Below are 15,853 nucleotides of genomic sequence, written 5' to 3'. Positions count from 1 at the left end.
CCATTTTGTCGGTACAATTATTATTACCAATCAGAATAAAATCATCGACGCGATAAATAAATACACCAATACCCCTGTCGCATCACAAATTGAGGTGACCAACGGCGCAGAAGCACTGGCAGGGTCAAGTCCAGCCTTATTTAAAATAAACGGCAAGCTCATACCAATCAGACAGCCCATCAGTACAATCCCCATCATACTCAGTGCCAGTACCAAGGCCACCATCTCATCACCACGGAAATAGCCCAACAATGACACGGCAACCGCCATAGTGCCACCTAAACATAATGCCACTAAGCTTTCTCGCCCTAACAAATGAAACCAGTCTTTGAATTGCACATCGCCTGTGGCTAAGGCACGCACCATCAAGGTCGAAGATTGAGATCCGGCATTCCCGCCGCTTCCCACCAATAAGGGCAAAAAGAACACCAATACCAGATTTTTGGCAATCACATCTTCATAGTGGGCAATCCCGATCCCTGACAGCAAGCTACCAAACACCAAGAAAACCAACCAAAACACCCGTTTCTGGTAAAGTTGTAGAATGGGCGCAGATTTAATACTGAGCTTAGATGATGCATTGACCGCACCAACTTTTAAGAAGTCTTCGGTTGCTTCTTCACTCGCCACATCCATCGCGTCATCGTAGGTGACGATCCCGACCATCATCTGTTGATGATCAATAATTGGCAATGCAAGCAAGTCATAACGAGCAATGGTTTTTGCCACTTCATCTTGGTCGGTATCGACATAAGCGGTTAAGACATTGGTCTCCATCAACTCGTTAATATTTTGCTCTTCAGGTGCAAGAATCAGTTGTTTTAAAGACAATACACCCAGAATTTTACGTGCTTCATCCAACACATAAGCAAAATAGATCATTTCGGTATCTGGTGCTTCAAGACGCAACATTTTAATTGCATCATTGACCGTCATATTCGGTTTTAAAGTCGCATATTCGGAGCTCATAATCGCCCCTGCTGTGCCCTCTAAATAAGATGACAGTTGGCGGATATCCTCTCTCTCCGCCTGTGCTAAGGCTGGTAATAGCGCATTTTGTTGTTCTTCATCCAAGCATTTGAATACGTCAGCACGTTTGTCCGATGACATTTCACCAATCAATTCAGCCAAGACATTTCTAGGCATGGCTTGGGCCAGTTTGACCTGTTCACTAGGAGGAAGATAGGAAAAGACATAGGCCCGATCGGGTAAATGCGTCAGCAGTAATTGACTCTGCTCAACCGCAAGTTGCGTTAATACATCGGCAATATCCACCGCCTGAAAGGTTTCAACCGATGCCAATGCAAGATCAATATGATTATTTTTAAGTGCGTCGTTTAATAAATACAAAAAGTTATTGTAGCTCATGTCTGCCTCTTCACTACAAAGCATCTGTAATGAAGGTGACTAGACGCAGCGTATTATTTTACTGTCGAATAGGGAGCTTCATTCAGATGTGAATCAAGATAAAAATGTGTAATTTGAAATAAACTACAACTCTGCGTGTCCATTTGGGGGATCAAACCTCATTCAACCGCTTATGCGGCATCGCAATACTACAAATATTTTTTTATATTCTCAACTTAGACAACAAAAATGAACAATTCGAACCTTGATGAATGGAACGAATTGTTCATTGCTGCCGCTGATTTTGACTGTGCTTAAGCCGTTTCAATTTTTACTTTTGGCTTAAACATGGTTCTTACCAACACGTACATAAACGGAATAAAGATCAGCACCAGAATCGTACCAAACACCACGCCACCAAACACACTATAGCCAATCGCTTGTCGGCTTAATGCGCCTGCACCACTAGAGAACATCAATGGAATCACACCCGCGCCGAAGGCAATCGAGGTCATCAAAATCGGTCTGAGACGGAGACCCGCAGCATGTAAAGCTGCGTCCAGTGCAGTCTGGCCTTGCTGCTGCAAACTTGCTGCGAACTCCACCATTAAAATGGCATTTTTACAAGATAGGCCAATAGTGGTCAGTAACGCAATCTGGAAGTAGATATCATTGGCAAAACCAAACCAATAACTAAACAGAATGGTTCCGCCAATCCCGAGCGGAATCGCGGCCATGACCACTGAAGGAATTGACCAGCTTTCATACAGTGCAGCAAGACAGAGGAAAATAAAGGCCACAGACACCAGATATAACCAGATTGCCTGATTACTGGACTCCTGTTCCTGATAAGACAAGCCACTCCATTCTAGTCCCACGTCTGGCATTTTATCGACTAAACCACGAATGGCCTGCATCCCCTGCCCACTACTAAAGCCATTTGCTGCATCTGCTTCCAAGCTGATCGCAGGATAACCCATAAAGCGCTCCAACATCGGTGGCGCACCTTGCCAATTAATCTGACTAAATTGTGAGAATGGCACCATCTGCCCATTGGCATTTTTGACATACCAGTAATTCAGGTCTTCGGGCTTCGAACGATACGGCGCATCCCCCTGCAAATAGACGCGTTTAATTCGTCCACGATCAATAAAGTCATTGATATAACTACCACTCCATGCCGTCGAGAGTGTGCGGTTAATTTCACTGACATTGAGACCATGAATCATCGCTGCTTTATGATCAATCTTGATATTCAGTACCGCCTGATCATCGTTGCCCTTTTTATCTAGATTTTCGACCGAAGCCAGTGCATTACCCTCTTGCTGTAAACTTCGGAAAGAGCTCAATAAGCTTTCTCGACCTAAGCCTTTGGTGTCCTGCAGCCAAAACTCCATTTTGTCAGAGTTACCTAAACCACGGATAACAGAAGGCATCAGCACCATAATACGCGCTTGATTATTTTGTGAAAAATACTTCATTGCACGCGCACGAATCTGCTGAGCGCTGTTTTCTGTACCTTTGCGATCATTCCAATGTTTCAATGAAACAAAAGCCTGCCCCAGATTTTGTCCTGTTCCTGAAAAGTTACGCCCATGAATCACCATCACGCCATTCAGGTTGGCCTTTTCATGTTCAAGGAAATAATCTGAAATTTGTTTTCCGACCTCTTCGGTCTTGCTCATCGGTGTCCCTTCCGGTAAACGGAATTGAACGCCTAACAAGCCTTGATCTTCTTGTGGTAAAAAGCTGGTTGGCAGATCACGATAAACCCAAATAAAACTACCGATCAGTAGTACGATCCCCAACAGCGAAACGATTTTTAAGTTAATGACTTTTTGTGAAACACGGAGATAACGCGTTTTAATATAGTCCAAACCCTGATTGAACTTGATCGCCCAACGTGCCTGTTTGTGCTGAGGCTTTAATAAAATCGCACATAAGGCAGGAGTTAGAATCAAAGCCACCAGCAATGAAAGCCCCATAGCAACCACAAGCGTAATCGAGAACTGGCGGTAAATAATCCCTGTTGCGCCACTAAAGAAAGACATTGGAATAAATACGGCGGTCAGTACCAAAGTAATCCCGACCAAGGCACCACTAATCTCATGCATGGACTGAATTGAGGCTTGCTTGGCACTGAGTTGCTGTTCATGCATCAGCCGCTCTACGTTCTCCACCACCACAATCGCATCATCAACCAACAAACCAATCGCCAGTACCATCGCAAACAAAGTCAGGGTATTGATGCTCATCCCTAAAACCGCTAAGACAGCAAAGGTTCCAAGAATCACCACGGGCACAGTAACCGCTGGAATTAAAGTAGCTCGCCAGTTTTGCAGGAAGATAAACATCACCAAGACCACCAGCCCAATGGCTTCAATCAAGGTTGATACCACTTGCGACATCGACTCTTTCACGAAAGGTGTGTCGTCTCGTGGATAGACCACAAAATACCCTTCAGGGAGCGCTTTTTCTAAGCGTGCTACTTCCTTATACACCGCATCGGCAACCTGCATTACATTGGCCCCAACCGTCAAGGACAGTGAAAGCCCCGATGCGGGATAGCCATTTAAACGGTTAAAGACTTGATAATTCTCTGCACCAACTTCAACCCGTGCCACATCTTTTAAATAGACAAAGCTGCCATCTGTATTGGCTTTGACAATAATATTTTCAAACTGTTCAGGTGTGCGTAATAAAGAACCTGAGGTGACTTTGGCATTTAAATATTGATCTTGAGCGGCAGGTAAATCTCCAATCGCACCTGCTGCTACCTGTGCATTCTGATTTTCCAAGGCTGAACGAACATCACTGACTTGTAATTGATAACGTTCTAGGCGCTGTGGGTCGAGCCAAATACGCATGGCATATTGCGACCCGAATACACTGACCTCGCCAATGCCTTCGATTCGGCTGAGATTTAACTCAAAGTTATTGGTTAAATAATCTGAAATATCTAAATTGGTTGAACGCCCTGATTTATCTCCCAGACCAATCACCATAAATGAATCGCTCAGCGACTTGCGGACATTGACGCCTTGTCGTTGTACATCTTCTGGTAAGCGATTGATCGCGCCATTAATCGCATTTTGCACCTGAACCTGTGCTTGATCTGGATCTGTACCTTGGTCAAAGAACAAGCTGATTCGGCTATTACCACTGGCATCACTGCTCGAGTTGAAATACAGCAGATGATCAATGCCTTTGATTTGTTGTTCTAAAACTTGGGTAACACTGTCTTCAACTGCTTGTGCATCTGCACCACTATAATTTGCCGCAACCGTAATTCGTGGCGGTGCAATATCGGGATAACGCTCCACTGGTAATTTTAGAATTGAAAACAGACCGACAGCCATGACTATGATTGCCAGTACACCAGCAAAGATCGGGCGATGAATAAAAAACTTAGATAACATGGCTGTTTTATTCCATTCTAGAAACAGTCAATTTTTCAAAAAGATAGCTAAAAAACGAATACTTTCGATCTACGATCATTACTGAGCTTTCAGGCAAACACCATCCCTATTAACATATCATTTCAAAAAGCAGAAATTGAGGAGGAATAATGGATTTTGATCAAGTTCAGCATAAATTAATGCGCTGTATTTGCACGAATTTAACAGTTTAACTGTGCTAACTCATTTAATTTACTGTGCAATCAAATACTTCTTAATTTAGAATTGACACATCCCCTCGTTAAACCGATATTAGCACGCTTAACTCCTCTCCCTCACTGTACTAGGCATATATGAAGGCCAGCTTAAAAAACTTGAATATTCTGCTGCTAATTTTGCTGCCTGCACTCATTACAGGCGGCTTGCTGATTGCCGCAGGTAATTTATCAGATGGTTTAAGGCTCGGCTTTTTGTCTCTCCCTGGTATTTTGTTTATCTATTTGGCCATTACACGGCAGAAAATATATTGGTACGTGCTTAGTATTGCCTGGTGGTTTATCGCTTGGCTAGATGCCTTGCTACGTTCCAGTACCTGGTTTTTATTCAATAGTGATAATGAAGCCTATTTTATTATTGAAGCGATTGCCAATACCAATCATCAAGAGATTTGGGGATTTTTACAGCTGCATCTAATCACGATTGCCGCAGTGGTTTTTGCTTTACTCAGCGTGCTGACTCTCTATAGTTTTTCTGTATTTAAACTGGTTAAACCTGTCCATTTTAGCCAACTCTGGCACAGTCGTATTTATCGTAGTTGTATTATCTTATTGGTGTTATTAACCATTACCAGCTATGTGATGAAGCCCTCTCGAAAAGTCCACCCTATTATTTTTTGGACTGAGTTTGAGACTAAAATTGAAGACTTTAGAAATAGAATTAAGCAGCACAAAGATGTTCATCAGCAATGGGATGTTAGTGCTCGGCAAAATCTAACATTGACCCAACAAGCAGTTGGAAAACAGACCCATGTCTTGATACTTTCCGAAAGCCTCACCAGTTTGAATTTAGGTGTTTGCGGTTATGCACGAGATACCACACCTGAATTAGCGAAACGACTGGCTGATATCAAAGTATTCTGCAATGCTTTTTCACCCTCACCATCGACTATTAATGCATTACGGGTCTTGTTAACCGAAAGTCCTGCATCTGAACATGATCAATATTCGCCTGAAAGTGTTTTAGCGTACGCACGCGCTGCTGGCTATAAGATCTACTGGCTCAGCAACCAAGATGATACCTATCTGTCCTCTTTATTTGGTTCTTATGCGGACAAGGCCGTGTATAAAAACAATCGCTCTGGACGCAGCAGTACCTCTTTAGACGAAAGCTTGCTCCCTGATTATCAGCAAGCACTGGCAGACCCGGATCCGAAAAAGTTAATTATTCTTCACCTAGTCGGTATTCATCCAAATTATAAAGAGCGTTATCCGGCCTTGTTTAATAAATTCAGCAGTGAAAGTAATGATACTGTAGAGACCGAGCTGAAGAATCGCGATATTGACCCTTGGATTCGTTCCTTACGTAATGATTATGACAATGCCGTGCTATATGAAGATTCACTGCTGGCGCAATTTTTAGATAGCTTGAGAGCCAATGCAGTACCTGACTTTAGATCATTCACGGTTGTGTCAGATCATGGTAATGAAGTTGGACATGAAATTGACTATGCTGGGCATAGTCCTAATACCAAAGCAGGCTATCAAGTTCCTGTAATTATGTGGTCAGATAAAATGCTCACCACGGGTGTCAATAAAGATAGAACCATCAATACCGCTGAACTTGATAATAATTTGATGCATATCATGGGACTCAAGGATAAGTCATCGCCTGGACAGTCTTATTGGCAAGATAAAAACTATCAATTTATCCCAGAGATCAATTGGCCGTATTGGAAGCAGAAATCCTGAAACCATACTCAACTATCCAGTTGTGATCACTTGCCCAACTGGATAGTTGCTATTAATTGCCTACATATTTCAAGATTCTTGATAATTTCATAAAAGCATCATGCAACTGTCATTGATTTGATAACTTTAACTTTCAAACTAGCCGCTTAAATAAAAAATGATGAGTTTATTCATGTTTAAAAAAGCTGCGCTTTGTCTCTGTTTGATCAGTCTTGCAGGCTGTAATGATGACAATAATAATCAAAGTAATACCACTCAACCTGAATATCAACTGCCAAAAATTTTAGTGATTGGACATCGTGGTGCCAGTGCACTTCGACCAGAACATACCCTTGCCTCATATCAAAAAGCCATTGATGACGGCGCAGATTTTATTGAACCTGATTTGGTTTCAACCAAAGATGGTGTCTTGGTCGCACGCCATGAAAATGAAATCGGTGGTACCACCAATGTGTCCACCCTCCCTCAATTTGCGGATCGTAAAAAAAGCAAAGTCATTGATGGCGTCACTTTAGAAGGCTGGTTTACCGAAGACTTTACGTTGAAAGAGTTACAACAATTAAAAGCCCGTGAACGTATTCCACAATTCCGACCAGACAACCAAAAATATAATGATCTCTATACCATTCCAACCTTAGAACAAATTATTGAACTGGCAGAAGCACATTATAAAAAAACAGGCAAAATCATTGGCCTATATATTGAAACCAAACATCCGACCTACTTCCAGCAACAGAATTTGGCAATGGAAGATGCTTTACTCAAAACCTTATCCAAATATCAATACAGCCGAGATATTGCACCTATTTATTTACAATCTTTTGAAGTTGGAAATTTAAAATATTTAAAAAGCCAGCTCGACTTACACAAGAGTGTTAAGCATGCGCAATTGATTCAACTCTACGATGCGCCAGAAGCAAAACCAGCAGATTATGTCGCGCAAAACAATCCTAAAACCTATGCAGATCTGGCAACGGCACAGGGTCTCAAAGACGTTTCAAGCTATGCCAATGGCGTCGGTCCATGGAAAGTCTATGTCTTTAAAGATGCCGCAATGACACAAACCACCTCTTTTATTGCAGATGCACATAAAGTGAATTTAAAAGTACATCCTTATACTTTCCGCCCAGAAAACAACTTCCTACCTGACACACTGAAATGTAGTGCTGATGTGACGAAAGCAGCTGAACGTTGCCCTACAGGATCGCTCAAAGAAATGCAGCTTTATTTTAAAGCGGGGGTCGACGGGGTATTTACTGATGATCCAGCCTTAGGCCGTCAAGCGGTACAGACCTATCAGGCAACGACGAAATAAGACTTAAATACACATAAAAAGGGCAGCTGAGCTGCCCTTTTATTTATAAGTGAAAGTGTTGTTTTTGTTTGACCTGTTGCCATTGCCACCAACCATAGGCCGCCAAGCCAACAAAAGCCGCATAGAGTCCCGCGGTCAGGAAAACCTCTTTGTAAATAAACATACCGACATAGATGATGTTGACAAAAATCCAGAGAATCCAAGTGGCAATATGCTTACGGCTGGTCCAATAGGTTGCAAGTAAACTAAATGCCACCAACTGTGAATCTAACATTGGTACAGCAGCATCGGTAAAATGCTTCAGAAGCAAACCAAACAGCACACCAAAAATCAGTGCCAAGCACATTTGCGCCAAAACAGTGGTCTTGGCAATTGGTTCAATCCGAATATCATGGTCTTCACGTTTGCCTTTGAGCCAGTAATAGAATCCATAAACATTCATCGCAATAAAGAAAAATTGCAGGATCGTTTCACCATATAACTTAATGCTAAAGAAAAAATAAGCATACAAACTACACGCTAAAAAATTAAACCACCAGCACCACATATTGCGTCGAATGGTTAAGGTCACACCAATCAAGCTAATCACTACCGCAAAAATTTCAAAGGCAGACAAGAGCAAACTTCTTTCAGAATTTGATGGCAACATTATGGAAAAATCTGCAATTTTAGCAATGCCCAATTGTTTATTTACTTTGCTTATATTTTTATCTTTATTTGAGAAAACGACTATTTTTCCACCTAAAGCCTATGTTATAAAAATCTAAAGCTAATTTAAGAATGTTGATATGTTCAGCAACAAAGTGTCTTCCCCACGCTTCATCATGATGTCGCATGCTATTTCTGCCCATGCAGCATGGCGACGTGTCTGCATTTTTATGCGAGGAGACTTTGTACAGCTTCATTCGATGACCCCTTAAAAAAAGCATCATTTGAATCCCAAGGTCGCCTCAACAGCGACCTTTTTTGTTGCCTATATTTTTTAACCCCATCTAGCGTTGTTATAACAGGAACCTCAACATGAGCCAGTTACCCGAAAAGAATTTTATATCCAGCACACAGATACAGCCGGCTGTGGCCCTTGTTTCCCCTCGCCTTGCTACAGTCGGTCAATTTATTGCAGTCGTGCTGATCTGGTCATTCACACCTCTGGCCGCAGTTTTGACCGTGCACGAGATTCATTGGGCTTGGGGACTATTTTTCCGATTCAGTATCGCCATTCCATTGGCATTGATTTGCCTATTTTATTTTCGACAAAAGCTTATTCTGACACCTCAGGCCTTGATCAGTTATAGCGCAGGTGCGGTTGGATTATTTGGTTCTATGACTTTTTGTTATATGGGTGCAACCCGTGTTTCATCGGGTATGATTTCAATTATTTATGGCACGGCGCCACTCTGGTCAGGTCTGATTGCCGTGTTTATTCTGAAACGTGAACACTTTTTAAAACGTCAGTGGTATGGGCTCACACTGGCACTTTTTGGTTTGTCTCTGACACTGGGGATTGGTACTGATCATATTCAATTAGACTCACTTGGGGTGTTGTATGAAATGATTGCCGTATTACTCTATGTCTTTTCCATGTTTGCCGTTGCCAAAGTTGGTGCCGAGATTCACCCGATTATCCAAACCACAGGTTCAACGCTAGTTTCATGGTTCGGTTATCTGTGCTTATTGCCTTTTTTCCTCACTGAGGCACCAACGCAGCTCCCTAGTCTACAAACCAGTTTGGCCCTGCTGTATAGCGCCTTATTTTCTTCTGTGCTGGCCATGATTTTTTACTTTCATTTAATTCAGAAACTCAATCCAACCACAGTCATGCTGATTACCATTCTGACACCTGTGTTTGCCACCTGTTGGGGCATTTGGTTTAACCATGAGCCTGTCAGCTCACATCTGGTTATTGGCTTAATGTTGCTGTGTTTCGGTCTGTTTCTTTACGCCTATCGCAATCGACCACGCCCACAATAAATATGCAAACGGCTCGGTCAGGCAACTATACCGATCCGTGATAGCATCTATTGATCGGCTCAAGTACACTGTGCTAACGCTCCGCGTGACATCACAAAGATTTGTTCAAGGATGAAATAATCGATGCGTTCTTACGTTTTATGGCTTAGCTGTAGTCTGATATTGGTGTTACAAGGTTGTGTACATGCGACGACACAACCTCATTCAATAACGCTGAAAACAGTAGAACTCAAACAGCGCTATTACCAAGCCAAAACCACTGCACCTGATGGCACGGTACTCGCATTTACCGTGTATCAACCCCATTTAACATCGAATCAAACCGCGCCTTTACTCTTACATACCCATGGCTTTGGTCTGTCTCGAATGAAACGCCCAGAGCTCAGTTTGTATGGTTTTTTATTACCCACAGGGCAAGTGGCAAAAACTGCTTGGCAAAATGGTTATTGGGTCATCAGCTATGACCAACGTGGACATGGAGACAGTCAGGGCAAAATTCGTCTGACCGATCCAGAAAAAGAAGCGCAAGATGTCATCACCATGATGAACTGGGCAGAAAAAAACTTGCCACAACTGGCCAAAAATCAAAACGGTGTCCGTACTGGTATGATTGGTGAATCCTATGCAGGTGGTGTGCAGTATCTTGCTTCAGCTTTAGATCCACGTTTACAGGCCATTGTACCGATTACCACTTGGTATGACATCGTGGATAGTCTAGCACCCAATGGTGTACCTAAAAGTAATTGGATTGGTTTTCTCAATTTAATTGGAGACTGGTGGAACTGGAATAAATTTGACCCTGAACTGAAGCAGGCGTATTTAGCTACTCAACAAGGACAGTTAAAACAGTCCACCTATGATTTTCTTAACACTCATCAAGCCAGCTGGTTTTGCAGTCACAATCAAGCACCTCAAGCTGATGCCCTGATTATTCAAGGCTTCAGGGATGTGCTCTTCCCTTTTAATGAAGGGGTTAAAGCAGCACAATGTATCCAACAGGCGCAGCATGAAGTTCATTTAATTGGAGTACAAGGAGGACATTTACAGCCATTTACCCAACATTCACCACGAGGGAACACCCCCTTTTGGTATATTGGCCAATCGGTTCGTTGTGGTGATCAACAACACTACAATCTACAAAAAACCATCTTAGATTGGTTTAACCGCAAGTTAAAAGATCAATCAGCGACTGCATCATTACCCGAGTTATGTGTCGATCAAAGTCCCGTCAATTATTTTGCCGATCTGCAACCCAGCAACAGCTATGATTTGAAAAAAACATGGATTGCACCGACAACAGCCCAAGCCGTCTTTGTGCCTATCCATACTGCCCAACAGCCTATCTCAATCACAGGTTCAGCGCTGCTAAGTTTAAACATGGAAACCACAGCGAAATATGCAGACTCGACCTTATTTATTTCCATGGCGATTAAATCCAAGATCACAGGAAAATATACGATTTTAAATGATCAAACTGCCCCATTTAATCCAGCCAAGAAAACAAGTTATGATCAAATTCGATTGGGTTTAAAGGCTCAGAATGGAAAAATACAAAGCATCGAATTACCGAGTGTATATGGACAACTCAATGAGGGAGATACGCTGGGTTTATTGATCAATAGCGAAAGTCTGTATTATCAAAAAATACAACAGCCCAAAATTGAAGCATGGATCTCAGGGCAAATTGTGTTACCAAAACTTTGGCAGGGAGCAGCTGCGAATTAGTTATTATTATAAAAAACCAACGAGAGTGAAATTTACCACTCTCGATTGGCAATCAATTCTTCCATTTCAATGTCCAGATAACCCACATCTTGCACCACCATCATCATGGCTTCAGCAATATAATCTGCGGCGGTATCATCTAAACTTGACTCCAAGTCTTCAAACTGCGGCTTCATTTCGTTAATTTCAATCAGGGTTTGATGTGCATAACGATAGATTTCAGTCTCAGATAAATCGGTACGACTGACCTTTTTGGAAAACTGCTGGATATGCTGCTTCACTTCAGCAACGAGAATATCGGGATAATATTCATCGTCAAACATCGGGAGGAGTAAATTTTCAAACATAAAAAATAATATGCAATAAAACGCCATGCTTATAACATAATCCAACCAAAATCACGATATTTAGCCATAAAAAAAGCGGTTTTTCCGACCGCTTTTTTGAACATGGATAATGATCTACTTTTTCAGGCCTTCCCTTTTGATCTGAATCATCAGCATTTTGCAAAGATGAAACACCGCCAAATTGATTTTTATAAGGCAAATTGTTGCGCATATTTTGAGAGCTGTTGATAAGTGATCGATGCACCACCACAAACAATCACCAGTACATCATCAGATGGACTAAAGTTAAGTTTTTGATCGTATAAAATAGATAAGGTTGCACCACATGCAGGTTCGACCAAGGTACGATGATCATCTAAGAATTTTAAACATGCGCTTACTGTATCTGCATCAGTAACCATTATTCCCTGAACATTTTGTTGTTGGGCGATCTTAAATGCTTGCTCACAAACCCGTTTCGCTGCAAGTGTGGTCGCAATACCTGTAACCTGATCTAAGCTAATATGCTGCCCACGTTGTATTGACATATTCAAAGATGCTGTGCCTTCTGTTTCAATCGCATAAATGGGAATGTCCAGATGATGCGTTTGTAATCCTTGAGCAACACCAGAAAGTAAGCTCCCTCCACCAACCGATAAAACCACTGCTGAAGGACGTATTCCCTCGGCAATCACTTCATCAATGATACAGGCAACGCCATCCCACAGATATTGATCATCAAAAGGATGAATATAAATGGCTTCCGCACTAACAAAAGAGAGCGCAAGTTCATTGGCTTCAATCCAAGAGTCGCCATGAACAATCACTTCAGCAGCTTCCTGTCGCATTAAATCGATTGCTTTTTGTGACGTTGTTTTCGGGACAACCACCGTCACTGCAATGCCTAACAGCTTACCCATATGCGCAACAGAAATCCCTGCATTACCACCGGAAGAGCTCACAAATTTCTTCGCGCCTTTTTCAGCATATTTTAAACAGGCATTACCCATACTACGTTGCTTAAAGGAACCTGTAGGCTGAGCAGACTCCATTTTTAACCACACATTGCAGTCATTCAACTCACTTAGCTTACTCGATCTAATCAACGGGGTCTTCATATCAACGATCATTTCTTTATTGTGAAAATCAAAGGCATTCGCGATCAGTCACTTGATGTTTCCAACCGCTTTGCTAAAAACACAGCTTAATCTTTTTTCGCGCTCAAGCTTTTGGCAATCTTGGTAAGCTCCACGAACTCCTCTCGCATTTGATAGGGGTCAGGCTTGGCAGATTGCTGTGCTAACTGGATAATTTGATCCCAGCCCATAGCACCATTATATTGTCCACCCTTTAATTGCTGCGCATAGGAAGCCACTGCAATCGCAAAACGGGTATCGTTATTTGCCTGTGCAAGGGTTTTGCTTTCAGCCTTGACTGCTTGATTGAGTAAAATACTTTTTTCTTGGTTTGGTAATTTATAGCGTAAGTTTACAAAAGCATATTCAGACTTTTTCGCTGCATCTGTTTTCGAAGATTCCTGATAACGCGAATCATTGAGCCAACCTTGCTGACCGACTGGAATGATTTCATAGATTGCGGTAACGTTATGCCCTGCGCCAATATCACCTGCATCGACTTTATCATTATTAAAATCTTCCTGCTTTAACATGCGATTTTCATAACCCACCAATCGATATTCTTTCACCGTGGCTGGGTTAAATTCGACCTGAATTTTGACATCCTGAGCTACGGTTGCAAGCGTCGATGAAAGCTGACGTTGGACTACTTTTTTCGCTTCATTTTTATTGTCGATATAGCTGTAGTTTCCATCGCCTGCATCTGCCAATTGTTCCATCAGCTGTTCGTTATAATTGCCCGTACCAAAGCCTAATGTCGTTAACGAGATTCCGCTTTTGCGTTTCTCAGCCACCATGCCTTTTAAGGTATTAAAGTCGGTAATCCCGACATTAAAGTCACCATCGGTCGCCAATAATATTCGGTTAATGCCATTTTTTACCAAAGCTTTTTCAGCTTGTTTATAAGCCAGCTGAATTGCTTGTTCCCCTGCCGTTGCGCCACTTGCCTGCAAAGCATTAATGACCGCAAGAATCTTATCTTTTTCATTCCCCGCAGTCGGTTCTAAAACCAGCTTTTCACCACTGGCATAAGTAATAATGGTGACTTTGTCTTGAGGACGTAATTGCTCGGTGAGTAAACGTAGGGTTTGTTTGACTAAAGGCAACTTATCGGAAGCATCCATACTACCTGAGACATCGACTAGAAATACCAGATTAGCAGGAGGCAATTGTTTAGTGGTGAGATCTTTGGCCTGAATCCCGATCTTAATCAACTTGGCATTTTCTTTCCACGGCGAATCAACAGTTTCAGTGGTGACTGAAAAGGGATGAATACTATTCGGCTGTGGATATTGATAATCAAAATAGTTAATCATCTCTTCAGCACGAACCGCATCGACAGGTGGCAAACGATCATCATTCAAAAAACGGCGGGTATTGGTATAACTGCCCGTATCCACATCAATACTAAACGTTGAAACGGCCTGATCAGCCACGCGATGAACCGGATTGACCTCATTGTTTTGGTATTTTTCAGTATTTTGTTCTAAACGCGGTCTTTCCATCGTTGGCATCACTGCAATATAAGATGCAGGAGCGACCATCTTACGCGTTTGAGCAAGGCCTTGATTTGACATCGTAACAGGCGCTGGTGAGACTGGCATTGTCGTTTCAATCATCACCTGATCATTGTGTTTGACAGGCATACTACAAGCCATGATCATACAACTAAGTAAGCTGAGTGTAAGTATTTTTGTAGATTGATGCATGCTTAAATTCCCAAATTCTATTTTGTCTTTTCAAATGAAATATATATGCAAAGATTGTATGCAAAAAAACAAAGATACATGGTATTCGTATGTATCTTATTAAAATCAGTTATCCTGAATCTAAAGCTTAAATTTTACTCAATTGCATAATTAATGGTCACCACCACACGGGCAATTTTGTTGATGGTGGCTTTGTCATAAGCACCGCCATAATCACTATCATCATCCGAACCACTCTCAGGCAGGATATAAAATGCACCTTGGCTGGCTGAACGCATCATCCCGACCTTTACCCCACCAACTTTGGCAAACTCATTGGCTCGGCTATAGGCATTTTTGGTGGCATTAGCAATCAAGGACATTTTGATTTCTTCAAGATTTGATACCAGATATTCAGGTTTTTGTTCAATCGAAATGCCTTTCTCATCCAACAGATAAGCATCTTTTGCCGCCTGTTCAATTTTCTTGATATCGCGACTACTGATCACCAACGATTGTAATGCGATATAGCCTTTGAACTCACGCTTAGTACGCCCCTCACCTGTATCAACTTCCTCATAATAAGAATCAGAACGTTTATTTCCGAGTTGCATATCTGCGGCTTTAAAGCCATGTTCAACAAAGAACGCCTGTAATGCTTTCATTTGTTGATCAAGTAATTGATAGGCTTCTGGAATCGTGTCAGAAGTGTGGTTAGTTTGTAAGTTGATTTCCCATCGTGCAGAATCTGCTTGAATCGGCTTTTCCGCTAAGCCTTTGACTGTAATTGAATTTTTTGTGCTATTAAACTGTTTAAGCGCATAACCCATCACACCAGCAGAAACAATAAAACCAAGACTCAGAATCAGGGCAAACACCCATAAACTTTTATATGTGATTGTTTTATTTTCCATTTTTAATATTACTCATCTTCATTATATATTTGTTATATTTAATCTGATTCAGCAAGTCAATAGAGC

Annotated in this window: 11 protein-coding genes; 4 read left to right on the top strand and 7 right to left on the bottom strand. The window is 41.8% G+C overall.

Annotated features, from left to right (window positions below):
* Nucleotides 1-30: 30 nt before the first annotated feature.
* Nucleotides 31-1,368 carry a magnesium transporter gene (gene mgtE / locus V6E90_RS18265; RefSeq protein WP_016543054.1) on the bottom strand — a complete coding sequence of 446 codons (1,338 nt, stop codon included), beginning with the start codon at nt 1,366-1,368 and terminating at the stop codon, nt 31-33.
* Between the two features lie 293 nt (nt 1,369-1,661).
* Nucleotides 1,662-4,766, bottom strand: coding sequence for an efflux RND transporter permease subunit (locus V6E90_RS18260; protein ID WP_332606128.1), 3,105 nt, complete (start codon nt 4,764-4,766; stop codon nt 1,662-1,664).
* A gap of 332 nt (nt 4,767-5,098) precedes the next feature.
* Between V6E90_RS18260 and V6E90_RS18255 the strand changes: the two genes are divergently transcribed.
* Both V6E90_RS18255 and V6E90_RS18250 read left to right on the top strand, forming a co-directional pair.
* Nucleotides 5,099-6,712: a phosphoethanolamine transferase gene (locus V6E90_RS18255; RefSeq protein WP_332606127.1), complete on the top strand. Its 1,614-nt coding sequence runs from the start codon at nt 5,099-5,101 to the stop codon at nt 6,710-6,712.
* Nucleotides 6,713-6,884: 172 nt separating this feature from the next.
* Complete coding sequence (locus V6E90_RS18250) at nt 6,885-8,027, top strand: glycerophosphodiester phosphodiesterase (RefSeq protein WP_332606126.1); 1,143 nt, start codon at nt 6,885-6,887, stop codon at nt 8,025-8,027.
* A gap of 43 nt (nt 8,028-8,070) precedes the next feature.
* Here the strand turns inward: V6E90_RS18250 and pnuC are convergent, their stop codons facing one another.
* Nucleotides 8,071-8,676, bottom strand: a complete 606-nt coding sequence (gene pnuC / locus V6E90_RS18245) for a nicotinamide riboside transporter PnuC (protein WP_332606125.1) — start codon at nt 8,674-8,676, stop codon at nt 8,071-8,073.
* Between the two features lie 371 nt (nt 8,677-9,047).
* Between pnuC and V6E90_RS18240 the strand changes: the two genes are divergently transcribed.
* Both V6E90_RS18240 and V6E90_RS18235 read left to right on the top strand, forming a co-directional pair.
* Nucleotides 9,048-9,998 carry a DMT family transporter gene (locus V6E90_RS18240; protein WP_332606124.1) on the top strand — a complete coding sequence of 317 codons (951 nt, stop codon included), beginning with the start codon at nt 9,048-9,050 and terminating at the stop codon, nt 9,996-9,998.
* A gap of 123 nt (nt 9,999-10,121) precedes the next feature.
* A complete protein-coding gene (locus V6E90_RS18235; RefSeq protein WP_332606123.1) occupies nt 10,122-11,723 on the top strand; it encodes an alpha/beta hydrolase family protein in 1,602 nt (533 codons plus the stop codon).
* A 32-nt stretch (nt 11,724-11,755) separates the two neighbouring features.
* On the opposite strand, the gene V6E90_RS18230 is transcribed toward V6E90_RS18235, so the two are convergent.
* The 4 genes from V6E90_RS18230 to V6E90_RS18215 all read right to left on the bottom strand — a co-directional run bounded on the left by V6E90_RS18230 (nt 11,756) and on the right by V6E90_RS18215 (nt 15,787).
* Nucleotides 11,756-12,070, bottom strand: a complete 315-nt coding sequence (locus V6E90_RS18230) for a DUF5713 family protein (protein ID WP_016543046.1) — start codon at nt 12,068-12,070, stop codon at nt 11,756-11,758.
* Nucleotides 12,071-12,258: 188 nt separating this feature from the next.
* Nucleotides 12,259-13,167: a pyridoxal-phosphate dependent enzyme gene (locus V6E90_RS18225; RefSeq protein ID WP_332606122.1), complete on the bottom strand. Its 909-nt coding sequence runs from the start codon at nt 13,165-13,167 to the stop codon at nt 12,259-12,261.
* An 86-nt stretch (nt 13,168-13,253) separates the two neighbouring features.
* Nucleotides 13,254-14,894 carry a vWA domain-containing protein gene (locus V6E90_RS18220; protein WP_332606121.1) on the bottom strand — a complete coding sequence of 547 codons (1,641 nt, stop codon included), beginning with the start codon at nt 14,892-14,894 and terminating at the stop codon, nt 13,254-13,256.
* A gap of 134 nt (nt 14,895-15,028) precedes the next feature.
* Nucleotides 15,029-15,787 carry an SIMPL domain-containing protein gene (locus V6E90_RS18215; protein ID WP_004801588.1) on the bottom strand — a complete coding sequence of 253 codons (759 nt, stop codon included), beginning with the start codon at nt 15,785-15,787 and terminating at the stop codon, nt 15,029-15,031.
* Nucleotides 15,788-15,853: the final 66 nt, after the last annotated feature.

It is taken from the genome of Acinetobacter sp. ESBL14 (assembly GCF_036668815.1).
Taxonomy (GTDB): domain Bacteria; phylum Pseudomonadota; class Gammaproteobacteria; order Pseudomonadales; family Moraxellaceae; genus Acinetobacter; species Acinetobacter gyllenbergii.
This window is presented reverse-complemented; position numbering and strand designations above follow the sequence as displayed.